This window comes from Halorussus litoreus (assembly GCF_003382685.1).
Taxonomy (GTDB): Archaea; Halobacteriota; Halobacteria; order Halobacteriales; family Haladaptataceae; genus Halorussus; species Halorussus litoreus.
This window is the reverse complement of the sequence record NZ_QLVG01000060.1, coordinates 22,164-33,847: the sequence shown is the minus strand read 5'-3', so window position 1 is coordinate 33,847 and position 11,684 is coordinate 22,164. Positions and strand designations below refer to the sequence as shown.

Annotated in this window: 7 protein-coding genes, 1 tRNA gene and 1 pseudogene; 3 read left to right on the top strand and 6 right to left on the bottom strand. The window is 66.1% G+C overall.

The window, feature by feature from the left end; translation table 11 throughout:
- Positions 1–104: 104 nt before the first annotated feature.
- The 6 genes from DPQ64_RS16145 to DPQ64_RS16120 are packed head-to-tail and all read right to left on the bottom strand — an operon-like array spanning position 105 to position 8,339.
- Complete coding sequence (locus tag DPQ64_RS16145) at positions 105–545, bottom strand: NusA-like transcription termination signal-binding factor (RefSeq protein ID WP_115865341.1); 441 nt, start codon at positions 543–545, stop codon at positions 105–107.
- 2 nt (positions 546–547) lie between these two features.
- Positions 548–1,744 (bottom strand): DNA-directed RNA polymerase subunit A'', encoded by a 1,197-nt coding sequence (gene rpoA2, locus DPQ64_RS16140; RefSeq protein ID WP_115865340.1) that lies wholly within the window; start codon positions 1,742–1,744, stop codon positions 548–550.
- Positions 1,745–1,786: 42 nt separating this feature from the next.
- The gene (locus DPQ64_RS16135) at positions 1,787–4,714 is read right to left on the bottom strand and encodes a DNA-directed RNA polymerase subunit A' (RefSeq protein WP_115865339.1); all 2,928 of its coding nucleotides are present in this window, start codon (positions 4,712–4,714) and stop codon (positions 1,787–1,789) included.
- 1 nt (position 4,715) lies between these two features.
- Complete coding sequence (gene rpoB / locus DPQ64_RS16130) at positions 4,716–6,542, bottom strand: DNA-directed RNA polymerase subunit B (protein WP_115865338.1); 1,827 nt, start codon at positions 6,540–6,542, stop codon at positions 4,716–4,718.
- A gap of 1 nt (position 6,543) precedes the next feature.
- Positions 6,544–8,109, bottom strand: a complete 1,566-nt coding sequence (locus DPQ64_RS16125) for a DNA-directed RNA polymerase subunit B'' (protein ID WP_115865337.1) — start codon at positions 8,107–8,109, stop codon at positions 6,544–6,546.
- A 2-nt stretch (positions 8,110–8,111) separates the two neighbouring features.
- The gene (locus DPQ64_RS16120; RefSeq protein WP_115865336.1) at positions 8,112–8,339 is read right to left on the bottom strand and encodes a DNA-directed RNA polymerase subunit H; all 228 of its coding nucleotides are present in this window, start codon (positions 8,337–8,339) and stop codon (positions 8,112–8,114) included.
- Positions 8,340–8,664: 325 nt separating this feature from the next.
- Between DPQ64_RS16120 and DPQ64_RS16115 the strand changes: the two genes are divergently transcribed.
- From DPQ64_RS16115 to DPQ64_RS16105, 3 genes and pseudogenes are all read left to right on the top strand, one after another.
- Positions 8,665–8,737, top strand: a tRNA-Asp gene (locus tag DPQ64_RS16115).
- 326 nt (positions 8,738–9,063) lie between these two features.
- Positions 9,064–9,482, top strand: a pseudogene (locus tag DPQ64_RS16110) (group I intron-associated PD-(D/E)XK endonuclease).
- 138 nt (positions 9,483–9,620) lie between these two features.
- Positions 9,621–11,624, top strand: coding sequence for a hypothetical protein (locus tag DPQ64_RS16105; protein WP_115865335.1), 2,004 nt, complete (start codon positions 9,621–9,623; stop codon positions 11,622–11,624).
- Positions 11,625–11,684: the final 60 nt, after the last annotated feature.

The following is an 11,684-nucleotide window of genomic DNA, read 5'->3' as shown; positions in this document are numbered from 1 at the left end:
CGCGGGCCGCCGACGCGCGTCGGCGGCCCGCGGTCGGCCGCGCAGCTTGGCTCGTCCCGATGGGGCGACCGTTCAGGTCACCTGAACTGCATCGCTATCGTCGGTCACGTCAACTGGATCGAGTCGACGTCGTAGTGGCGCTCGGCCAGCCGCTCTGCGACCGCGATGTTGCGACCGCCTTCGCCGATGGCGACGCCGGTGTCGTCGTCGTCGACCTCGGCGTAGGCCACCGTCTCGTCGTCCTCGCTGACGGTGACGTTGTAGACGGCGGCCGGAGCGAGCGCGTTGGCGACGAACGCCTCGGCCGTGTCGGCGTCCTCCACGAGGGTCACCTCCGTGCCGAGTTGACGCTCCAGTTCGCGGACCGTCTCGCCGCCCGAGCCGATGGCCCTCCCCATGTCGCCGGGCTTGACGAGGAAGACGACCCGGTCGTCGCCCTCGACGCCGCTCTCGTCGGGGACGAGACAGTCGCGGGCGGTCGCCTCCGTCTCCTCCTCGAACAATGCGATGTACCGGCGCGCGGCGTCCGAGAGCGTGACGACCATCCTCAGTCGGAGGCTTCCGGCTCGGCGTCACCGCCGGACGACGAGCCCATCCGGAGGTCGACGTCGCCGGTGCCGAGCTTGATCGGCTTGCCGACGATGACGTTCTCCGTGACGCCGTTGAGGTCGTCGACCTCGCCGTGGATGGCGGCGTCGAGCAGGTGGTTGACCGTCACCTCGAACGCGGCGCGGGCCAGCACCGAGTCCTTGCTACCGGAGATGCCGTGACGGCCGATGGACTCGATGGTTCCCTGGTTGGTCATGATGTCGGCGACCAGCATCAGGTGGCGGATGTTCACGTCGCCGAGCCCCTGCTCTTCGAGGGTGTTCATCGTCTCCTCGATAATGGACTCGCGGGCCGCCTCGATGCCGAGGTTCTTGTTGATCTCGTGGATGTTGTTCGAGGTCGTCCGTGAGGCGTCGACGCCCTCGATCTCGATGACGTCGCCGAACGCCGATCCCTCGGTGTAGAGGACGAACTCCTCGCCCTCGTCGAGTTGCTCCTTGCGGATGACCACACGAGTTACGTCCTCGATACCCTTGAACACGATGTCCCGGAGCTGTTCGACCAGCTGGAGGAGTTCGCGGTAGCTGGGCTGCTCCGGGCCGAACTCCACGAGTGCGCCCTGCTGGTTCGTCTTCACGCCGAGTTCGTCCTCGATGATCTCGGCGATTTCGTCGGGGGTGATCATCCGTTCTTCGAGCGTGTCCTCGTTGAGGTCGATGGAGACCACCATGTCCGCGACGTTGGTCGAGATGTCGCCCAGCGCGAGGATCTTCGTCGCCTCGATCTGCCAGACGACCTCGTGGGCCCTCTCGCGGTCGGTGGCGTACTCCTCTTCGAGGTGGACGGTCATCATCGGCGTGTCCGGCGTCTTCCGGGCGTCCACGAGTTCGATGAGCCGCGGGAGACCCTGTGTAACGTCAATTTCCGCGACGCCCGCGTAGTGGAACGTGTTCATCGTCATCTGGGTTCCGGGCTCGCCGATGCTCTGGGCCGACACCGTCCCGACCGGGTCGAGCGGGTCGACGCGGGTGTCGAGATACTCGTTCTCGACCGCGCGGGCGATCTGGTCGGCCTGCTCGGCTGTGACGCCGTCTCGGCCGGCGACCGTGCTGTACACCTCGTCTTTCAGCCGGCGCGGGAGGTCGGTGTCCTCGACGACGGCCTCGATGTCTTCGGATACGTCGGATCGTGTCATGGTTTGGCGTGGGTTTGGGTGTGGCTGTGTGGCCGTTCGTCGTCAGTCGTCTCCGCGGACCTGTCGCGCGTCCACGTGCTCGGACAGGTTCGTCGGTGGTCGCTTCTTGCCGAGGAACTCCTGCTTGCGCTCGTCGCTGCCGAACTCCTCGTCGAGGACGCGGTCGGCGATGTGTTCGACGTCGATGTCGCCGTCCTCGCTCGAGGAGACCTTCACGGGGCTGGTGCCGTCCTCGCCGAACTCGAACTGGACGACGGTGTCGCTGGTGTCACGGACCGTGCCGTCGTACTGCGTTTCGAGCTCTGAGAGGGCGTTGATGAGCCGGCGCTGGAGGTAGCCGGACTTCGAGGTCCGGACCGCCGTGTCGACCAGCCCCTCGCGGCCGCCCATCGCGTGGAAGAAGAACTCGCGGGGGTCGAGTCCGCCCGTGTACGAGTGCTCCACGAAACCGTGGGCCTCCGCCGAGAGGTCGTTGGGCTTGTAGTGGCTGAGGGTGCGGTCCTCGTAGCCGCGGTTGATCCGCTCGCCGCGGACCGCCTGCTGGCCCACGCAGCCCGCCATCTGGGTCAGGTTCAGCATCGAACCACGCGCGCCCGAGTCGGCCATCACCACGGCAGGGTTGTCGTCGTCGAAGTGGTCCTCGGCGATGTCGCCCGCGGAGTCACGGGCCTTGCCGAGCGTCTGCATGATCTTCATCTCCAGGGTCTCGTCGACGGTCCGGCCGGGCAGGGATTCGAGGTCGCCGCTCTGGTACGTGTCGATGAGCTCCTCGACCCGGTCGTAGGCGTTGTCGATGGCGTCGTCGATGCGGTCCTGGGCCTCCTTGGGCACCGTCTCGTCGTCGATGCCGATGGAGAACCCGAAGTGCATGATCGAGCGCATCGCCAGCGCCGCCACCTCGTTGATGAAGATGCGCGAGCGGGTGTTGCCGTACACCTTCGTGATGGTGTCGACGACCTCGCCGCCGAAGCCGCCCACCTCGTCCTCCGCGACGGTGCCCTCGACGAGCTGGCCGTCCTCGATGATCACGTCGTCGCCCACGGTCCCGGTGAACTCCAGATCGAGGTCGTCGGGCAGCAGCTCCGAGAAGATGTCCCGACCGGTCCAGTACGGCTCGCCCTCCTCTTCGCCCGACGGCTCCGGAAGCTCGTCGATGCGGGTCGCCCGCAGGAGGTCGAGCGCTTGGGTCTCGTTGAACCGGGGGTTCTCGTGGGTGAGAAGGTACGTGCCGGAGATGTGGTCCTGGATCGCGCCGATGATGTTCTCGCCAAAGCGCGGGCTCAGGATCTGCTCCTGCACGCGCATGAGGACGCGCGCTTCCGCGCGGGCTTCCTCGTTCTGGAGCGCGTGCATGTTCATCTCGTCGCCGTCGAAGTCGGCGTTGTACGGCGGACACACCGTCGTGTTCAGCCGGAACGTCTTGTACGGCATCACGACCACTTCGTGGGCCATGATCGACATCCGGTGGAGCGACGGCTGGCGGTTGAAGATGATGATGTCGCCGTCGACCATGTGACGGTTGACCTCCCAGCCCGCCTCAACCTTCGTGGCGAGCTCCTCGCAGTTCTTCTCGGTCACCTTGAGCCGGCGGCCGTCGGGTCGCTTGACGTAGTTCGCACCGGGGTGGCCCCCGGGGCCGTTCGCGACGTATCGGCGGGCCTCATCCGTGTTGCGCTCGGTGACGTTCATCGTCTGGGTCATCTCCCGGGCGACGCGCTCGGGGACGCCCACCTCGTTGAGCGAGAGGGTCGGGTCGGGCGAGATGACGGTCCGGGCCGAGAAGTTGACGCGCTTGCCGGACAGCGAGCCCCGGAAGCGACCTTCCTTGCCCTTCAGTCGCTGGCTGAGTGTCTTGAGCGGTCGGCCCGAGCGGTGGCGGGCCGGCGGCGTGCCCGAGATCTCGTTGTCCATGAACGTCGTGACGTGGTACTGAAGCAGCTCCCAGAGGTCCTCGATGATGAGCTGGGGCGCGCCGGCCTCACGGTTCTCCATGAACCGCTGGTTGATGCGGATGATGTCGACCAGCTTGTGGGTCAGGTCGTCCTCGGAGCGCTGGCCGTTGTCGAGCGTGATCGACGGCCGTGCCGTCACCGGCGGCACCGGCAGGACGGTCAGGATCATCCACTCGGGGCGGGAGCGCTCGGGGTTGATGCCGAGCACGCCCACGTCCTCGTCCGGGATGTCCTCGAACCAGTCCCGGATGTCGCTGGGCATCAGTTTGTTCATGTCCTCCTCGGTCAGGTCGAGGTCGAGGGCCTTCTCGATGGCCTTCCGGTCGGACTCGCGGGGGCGGAACTCGCCCGACATGATGTCGTTGATGCGCGAGAGGTCGATGTCGGTGGCCTCCGCGAGTTCCTGCGGGGCCATCGGCTCGCGGCCCTCCTCGTCGTCGCCGTCGGGACTCTTGCCCTGCATCGCGGCGGCGATCTGCTCGGAGTACTCGCTGGTGAGAACCTGCTGGACCTCGTAGTAGGTGGTGGGCTTCTCGTGGTTGATGTCGTACTGGACCTCGCCGCAGTACGGACACCGGTCCTTCTTGCGGGCCTCACGGATGGCGGCCTTGGTCACGTCGTTGACGTCGTTGCCCAACTCGCGGGTCCGGTCGAGCTTGGTCCGGTACTTCTCGCGCTCGTCCTCGGTGAGCAGGAGTCGCGAGCAGTTCCGGCAGGTGCCCCGGAGCAGTCGCCGGATGAGCTTCGTGAACCCGACGTGGATGACGGGCGCGGCGAGCTCGATATGGCCGAAGTGGCCGTTGCACGACCCGGAGTGCTTGCCGCAGGTCTTGCACTCCAGTCCGGGGTCGATGACGCCCAGCCGTGGGTCCATCAGCCCCATGTCGATGGGGAACCCGTCGTCGTCGTACGTGTCGGCTGTGATGATCTTCGTCGCCGACATTTCTCGGTACTCCTCCGGGTCCATCAGCCCGAAGCTGATCTCGCCGATCTCCTTGGGTGATTGTCCTGTTGACATGTTAGACTGCGTCCTCCAGTTCCAGTCGCGGTGCGATGCCCAGCGCCTTCATCTCGTCGAGCAGGAGCTTGAACGCGTACGACATCTCGATCTCGTGGATGTCGGTTTCCTCGTCGCAGTTCGGACAGTAGACGCGGTTCTGGTCGACGTTCTCGACCGCGCTCATGCCACAGTTCGCACAGACGTAGATCCACTCGCGGTCGGACTCGTCGAGCAGTCGCTCCTTCAGGGTCAGCGCCGCGCCGTGCCCGATGAGCACGTCCCGCTCCATCTCCCCGACCCGCAGGCCGCCCTCGCGCGCTCGGCCCTCGGTGGGCTGGCGCGTGAGCACCTGCACGGGGCCGCGTGAACGGGCGTGGAGCTTGTTCGACACCATGTGGTAGAGCTTCTGGTAGAAGATGGTGCCGACGAAGATCTCGGCCTCGATCTTCTCGCCGGTCACGCCCGAGTACATGATCTCCTTGCCCGAGGACTTGAACCCCTTCTCCTCTAAGCCTTCGCGGAGTTCGTCCTCGTCCTCGCCAGTGAACGGCGTGCCGTCGACTCGTCGGCCTTCGAGCGCGCCGACCTTACCGCCGATCATCTCCAGCACGTGGCCGACCGTCATCCGCGACGGCAGCGCGTGCGGGTTGAGCACGAGGTCGGGCACGACGCCCTCCTCGGTGAACGGCATGTCCTCCTGCGGGGCGATGTGGCCGACGACGCCCTTCTGTCCGTGCCGGGACGCGAACTTGTCGCCGAGTTCGGGGATGCGCTCGTCGCGCACCGACACCTTCGAGAGCTTCGAGCCGTCCTCGCCCTCCATCAGGGTCACGGTGTCGACCACGCCGGACTCGCCCGAGCGCATCGTCACCGAGGTCTCTCGGCGCTTCTGCGGGGAGAGGCCGCCCATGTCGTCGGGCTCCTCGAGGAACCGCGGCGGGCTGGTCTTGCCGAGCAGGACCGAGTTCTCGTCGACTCTCGTCTCGGGGTTGACGAGGCCGTCCTCGTCGAGGTGGGTGTACGCGTCTTCACCGCGCGCGCCACGCACGTCGTCGCTCGGGATCTCGAAGCGGTCCTCCTGTCCGCCGGGGTAGCGCCGCTCCTCGCCCTCGTAGGTGCGGAAGAAGTGCGACCGGGCGAGCGCGCGGTCGACCGACCCCTTGTTCATCACCAGCGCGTCCTCGATGTTGAACCCCTCGTAGCTCATCACGGCGACCGTGAAGTTCTGGGCCGCCGGACGGTCGTCGTAGCCGATCTGCTCGGTGGTCTGGGTCTTGACCATCGAGAGCTGGGGGTAGTGCAGGAGGTGCTGGCGCGTGTCGGGGCGGATGCGGTAGTTCGCCGCCGGAAGCCCGAGCGACTGCTTGATCATCCCCGACCCCATCGTAATCCGGGGCGAGGCGTTGTGCTCGGGGTACGGCACCATCCCCGCGCCGATGCCGAAGATGAGCTGCGGGTCGACTTCGAGGTGGGTGTGGTCGACGTTGAGGTCGTCCTCGTCGACCGCGACGTAGATGTCCTCTTCCTCCTCGGCGTCGATGAACTCGACCTTCCCGCGCTCGACGAGGTCCTCGAAGGTCAGGTCGCCGTTCTCGACTGCGGCGATCTCCTCCTCGGTGACGAGGGGCTGGCCGTCCTCGACCACGAGCAGGGGTCGGCGGGCCCGGCCCGCGTCGGCGTTGATGATGACCTCGCGGGTGCGCTCTTTGACCGAGACGTTGACCATCTCGGACACGTCGCCGCGCCGACGGGCGTGCCGGACTTGGTCTGCGAGCTGTTCCGGGTCGGGATGGGTCCCGACCAGACTACCGTTCACGTACACTTTGGCTTCTCGTCCCTGACTCATGTTAGTCGTCTGCGCTTGCCGCCGAATCGACGCCTTCGATGCCGGGGATGCCCTCGACACCCATCGACGCCAGTTCTCGTTTCAGGTCCTGTTCCTCCTCGACGTTCTGGGAGAGCTCCATCGCCTGCGCGAAGTTCTTCACCAGCCCACAGTTCGGTCCCTCGGGCGTCTCCGAGGGGCAGATGCGACCCCACTGGGTCGCGTGGAGGTCGCGGGCTTCGAAGTGGGGCTGGCTCCGCGAGAGGGGCGAGCGGAGCCGTCGAAGGTGGCTCAGGACGCCCATGAAGTCCGTGCGGTCGACCAGCTGGCTCACGCCGGAGCGGCCGCCCACCCAGTTTCCGGTCGCGATGGGGTGTTCGAGCCGCTCGGTCAGCACGTCCGAGCGAACCACGGTGTTGACCGACAGCTGCCGGTTGCGCATGTTGGCGCGTTCGAGCTGGTACTTCACGTCCCGGGCCAGCTTGTTCAGCGCGGTCCGGAACAGGTCGGTCATCAGGTCGCCCGACACCTTCAGGCGCTTGTTGGCGTAGTGGTCCTTGTCGTCGGGTTCCCGGCGGTCGAGCGCGAGCTCGAAGCACGCCTCGGCCATCCGGCAGAGGTAGTACGCCTTGTTGATGCGCACGTCCTCCTCCTCGACGCCCTCCTCGTGGAGGTGCGGGAGGAGGTAGCGGTCGATGACGTAGTTGGCGCGCTTGAGCTGGTAGTTCTTCCCCTGGCCGGAGGCGACGCGCTTGCCGAGGGTCTCGATGGCCTCCTCCTCGGTCTGGACGTCGGCCTCCTCCAGGTTCTCCAGCATGAACTTCACGATCTCGGGGTCGTCCGAGACGCGGTGGACGATCTCCTCGTCGGATTCGAGTCCGAGCGCTCGCACGAGCGTGACGAAGTTGACGCTGCCAGAGACCGAGGGGAACGACACTTCGAGCAGCCCGTCGCGGGTCCGTTCCACGAGGACGAGGGCGCGATACCCCCGACGCTGGCTGAACGTCTTGGCGACCTGGATCTCGTCGCCGTACTTGGTGTCGTACTCCGCGAGAATCTTGTTCGGCGCGAGGTCCTCGCTGGTCATCAGGACGCGCTCGCTCCCGTTGACGATGAAGTAACCGCCGGGGTCGGCGGGGTCCTCGCCGATCTCGATGAGCTCCTCGTCGGAGAAGCCCGCGATGTTGCACTTCTCGGAGCCGACCATGATGGGCATCCGGCCCACCTTGGTCTCGGTGGCGTCGACGACCCGCTCGTCGTCGCCCTCGCCCTTCACGATGGACATCTCCATGAACACTGGGGCGGAGTAGGTGATGTTGCGGAGGCGAGCCTCCTGCGGGTAGAGCAGCTCCTCGCTCCCGTCGGCCTCGCGCACGCGCGGTGTGACGATACGAACGTCGCCGAGCTCGACGTGGACCGGCTCTTCGTCCTCCTTGTCGCCGATGTCGGTGTCGATGGTGCCCTTCTCGTCGACGACTTCCTGCATGCCGCGGGTGAGGAAGGCGTTGAACGAGCGGTAGTGGTGCTCGGCGAGTCGCTCCTTCGAGAAGTACTCTCGGGAGATCGAACGTCTGTCTTGCCTGTTCATTGTTATTCGACCACGAGTCGGTACACAGTCGCGACGTCCGTCGTTCGGGAGTCGCGCACGATCTTGATCACGTCGCCGATCTCCGCCTCGTCAGGGAGTGCGGCGTCGGTGCGTTTTATCTTGGGCAGATCGGTCGGTTTGATGTCGTACTCCTCCATCACGTCGTCCAGCTCCTCGTCGTCGACGACGCTATGGTCCGGAACCATGTCGTGTTGGCTTACATCTACCATGTGTGGCGGTGGGTTGTCTGCGCAGTGGGAGAAACGGCTATCACGAGATACTACAGGGCAATACACAGCCGAGTCATTTAACGCTTGCTAAGTGTTCCGCGCACCGCTCGCTGTTCGACCCACGCATCGGATCGACCGCAAGCAGAGCCAGATCGTGGGTGCTGCCGATGGGAGAGTCCACTCCATCGAGGTATAAATCGTTTGGGGCGGGGGTGCGTATCGCACGGCATTCACCCCGGCCGTCGTCCTGCGGTATCCGCTGTCACACGGAGACCGTTTGGAAAGCCTTAAGTCTGCAACCCGGTAAGGAGGTAATGCGTCGGAAGCCCGGGTGGTGTAGTGGCCCATCATACAACCCTGTCACGGTTGTGACGCGGGTTCAAATCCCGCCTCGGGCGTATTTTCCTACGAATCAAGCCACGAGCAGCCTGTCTGCTCGCGTCACTGTGAGCACGAAATACCCATCGGAGGGATTTGAACCCTGCCAGTCGCGCACAGCGACCGAAGGGAGCGAGCCCGTCTGGCTCCGGTTCAAATCCCGCCTCGGGCGCTTTCTGCTGTGAACTGCTCCCACAAGCTCCGCGGTAGCGCCTGCTCGGCGCTCGTGAACATTTGATTACAGTAGAGGTCCCCAGCTGAGTTTCACCTATCCAGTTTTCGGAACCAAGGGGCGCATATTGCCGAAGTAGTCAATTTATACTACTTGTGGTGTCGATAGCTGTTCATGAAGGAGCCAAATACCAAGGATAAGGGCGACGAGACCGAGGTCAAGATACTCGAGGAGTTGGTCTCCGCCGGATACAGCGTCTCCATCCCGTTCGGCGACAACGACAAGTACGATCTCGTCGTGGACGACGGCAGCGCGCTCTATCGTTCCAGTGCAAGACGGCATGGGAAAACAAACCCGAGACGATTCGCTTCAACACGCATTCGCAGACTACCAGAGCGGGGGCGTACCACGAAGACACGTATCACGGCGAGGTAGATGCGTTCATCGTCCGGCATTCCTCGACCGGAAAGACGTACTGGATCGACATCGAAGATGTAACCGAACAGAAGATGGAGCTTCGGTTCGACGCCGAGATAGACCATCCGTCGATCAACTGGGCCGAAGAGTACGAGTTCGATGGACAAATTCCGTAGCCGGACGAAAGTAACCGCGTCCTGATAGCTTCGGGACTAGTTATTCGGAGCTCACCCGACACATCGCCGTCTGCCCGCTCTCGGCGACGTTACGGCAAGGGCAAACGTTTTGAAACCCCCCTGAGAGGTATAAAGGTGATGGCTACAAGTCGTCGAATTGAACCGACGCTCGCCGCGTGGGGGCTCGCGGGGATACCGATACTCGCAACGCTGATACAGACGACGCTGGCGATGCTGGAGACGACGCTCGGAGCGGCAGGGCTCGCCGCGTTGCAGGACGCGATCCGCTCGGTCGCGGTGTTCGACGAGGCCGCGGTGCTGATGTGGCAGAGCCCGACGCTCGTGTTCGGGCTGTTCGTCCTCATCGCCGGCGCGTGGCTCGCACAGGGCGTCGCGCAGTTCGCCCGCGGGAACCGAGACGTGACGTTCGCCGCTGCGGGGCTGGTTTCGGTGCTGTTCTTCGCGCTCTTTCTCGGCGTCTACCTCCCGATGTTCGGCTCGGACGTGCCGACAGCGCAGGTCGTGGCGTTCTTCGCGGTGCCGGTGGTCGCCTCGGGAGCTGCCATCGGGGCCGCGCTCGCTCACGACTGGGAGGGGACGGTCGTCGAGGAGAAATCCGCCGAGCTTGCCGAGGTGTCGGCCGAACTCGACCGGAAACGCGAGGCGTTCGAGGAGGCCTACCGACGACGGATCGGCGACCTCGACGCGCTGGAGGACGTGGCACCGACCGGCGTCGAGCAGGCCAGAGAGAGCCGCCGGGAGTTCCTCGACAGCTGCGACGAGATCGCGGCCGACGCGTCCGCGGCCGAGCGCGGGTCGGCCGACCAGCTCCGAGCCGAGGCGGCCTCGCTCCGGAGCCGCGTCGAGGAGCTCGACCCCGAGGGCGAGGTCGAGCGCATCGACGGCGAACTCCGCGACCGGGTCGCGTCGGGCATCCGAACGACGTACGGCACGGTCCAGAGCTGGTCGCGATACGACCGGGAGTACGAGCTGGTGAACCTACCGGCGCGGTTCCGCGACGTGGACCTCGCGGCGCTCGACTCGTCGGTCCACGTCGATCAAGTGTCCGACGCGCTGCTCGACCGCATCGAGCGCGACGAGGACCTCGAAACTATCGCCGCGGCGGTCGAGAACGTGGAAAGTCACCTCGCGCGCGTGAACGAGCACGTGGCCGAGCGCGAAGCGACGTTCGCCGAGACCGCCGCGGCCGCCGAGTCGGACGTCGAGACCGTTCGAACGAAGGTCGAGCGGTTCGACGGCGCGATCGCCGACCGGCTCTCGGAGCTGGTCGTCGAGGGACGCCGAGAGGGAACCGCCGGCGTCGGCGACGTAGAGGATCGGCTCGCCGAGGGCCGAGACGCGCTCCACGACTGTCAGTTCGACGACGCCGAACGCGCGGCCGAGGCGGCCGCCGCGGACGCTGGTGACCTCGTGACGGTCGTCGAGTTCGTCTGGAGCGTGGTCGGCACGGTCGACCACGACGGCGACCGCGTCTCGCTCCCGGCGGGCGTCGACCCCGCGTTGGTCGAGGAGCTCCGCCCGGCGTTCGCCAGCCAGTACGGCGCGCAGCTCCGGGTCGAGGGCGACGCGGTCCGCATCGACTACGAGGACGCCCCGGCGGCAGGCTCGCCGGCCGGCGGAACGGCCGAAGCGGGCGGTGCCGGAAGCGCCGGCGCTGCGGACGCGGCGGGTCGCGCAGCCGCGACGGAGCGAACCGACGCGGGCGACCGCGAGTCGGCTGGCGCTGGCGCGAGCGGGCGCGGCGCGTCGAGCGGGCATGGCAGTTCGACGGCCGAAGCGGGCGCTGGCGGCGGGTCGGTCGACTCGGCCGACCGCGCCGCCCGGCCGGAGGAGACCATCGACTCCGTGCTGTTCGTGTTCCGCGAGCTCAAGAACGCCGGGCGGGCGACCGACGACGACCGGGCCGAACTCCAGACCGGCGATCTGCCCGAGACCGTCGCGACGCCCGCGGTGCTTGCCCAGATCGAGCGGTTCGGCCAGCGCCAGACCGACGTGATCGAGTCTCTGGACGTCCAGGAGAACGCGCCGCCGGGGTTCGTCGAACTCGTGCCGAAGGAGGGCACTTCGGTCGAGCGCGCCATCGACGCGCTCCACGGGCGGTATCAGGAGCAGTACGGATGACTCGACAACTCGCGGATACGCCGGCGCGCAGCGGGACGATGCCCTCCGGGCGCAGGACGA

Coding starts and splice junctions, on each gene's coding strand:
- DPQ64_RS16145 (WP_115865341.1), bottom strand. CDS start 545: ATGGTCGTCACGCTCTCGGACGCCGCGCGCCGGTACATCGCATTGTTC.
- rpoA2 (WP_115865340.1), bottom strand. CDS start 1,744: ATGACACGATCCGACGTATCCGAAGACATCGAGGCCGTCGTCGAGGAC.
- DPQ64_RS16135 (WP_115865339.1), bottom strand. CDS start 4,714: ATGTCAACAGGACAATCACCCAAGGAGATCGGCGAGATCAGCTTCGGG.
- rpoB (WP_115865338.1), bottom strand. CDS start 6,542: ATGAGTCAGGGACGAGAAGCCAAAGTGTACGTGAACGGTAGTCTGGTC.
- DPQ64_RS16125 (WP_115865337.1), bottom strand. CDS start 8,109: ATGAACAGGCAAGACAGACGTTCGATCTCCCGAGAGTACTTCTCGAAG.
- DPQ64_RS16120 (WP_115865336.1), bottom strand. CDS start 8,339: ATGGTAGATGTAAGCCAACACGACATGGTTCCGGACCATAGCGTCGTC.
- DPQ64_RS16105 (WP_115865335.1), top strand. CDS start 9,621: ATGGCTACAAGTCGTCGAATTGAACCGACGCTCGCCGCGTGGGGGCTC.